This is a genomic window from Paenibacillus sp. 01T442 (genome assembly GCF_056398345.1).
The window spans coordinates 1-389 of sequence record NZ_JBFTPF010000229.1 but is presented as its reverse complement, the minus strand read 5'-3'; the positions used below and the strand labels follow the sequence as shown (position 1 = coordinate 389).

The 389-nt window shown below is 49.1% G+C and carries 2 rRNA genes; both read right to left on the bottom strand.

Annotated features, from left to right (window positions below):
• Positions 1–105 (bottom strand): 5S ribosomal RNA (gene rrf, locus AC1DLM_RS35575); the annotation flags it as partial.
• Positions 106–241: 136 nt separating this feature from the next.
• A 23S ribosomal RNA gene (locus AC1DLM_RS35570) occupies positions 242–389 on the bottom strand; the annotation flags it as partial.

Here is a 389-nt window from a genome sequence, read left to right as displayed (position 1 = left end):
TCTACTCTCCCAGAACCCTGCGGTTCAAGTACCATCGACGCTGGAAGGCTTAACGGTCGTGTTCGAGATGGGAACGCGTGGATCCCTTCCGCCATCATCACCAAACAGTCAAAGCGTTTGTTTGCGCCTTGAAAACTAGATACGAAACTCAACGTAAAGTTAGGATTTGCTTAGGTTTTCTGGGCCCCAATCAAGTATTCGGAATTCGCTACAAAGCTTWTCWTCACTTGGTTGGGATKKTTTGGTTAAGCCCTCGACCGATTAGTATTCGTCAGCTGCATACGTTGCCGCACTTCCACCTCGAACCTATCAACCTCGTCGTCTACAAGGGGTCTTACATACTGGGAAATCTCATCTTGAGGGGGGCTTCGCGCTTAGATGCTTTCAGC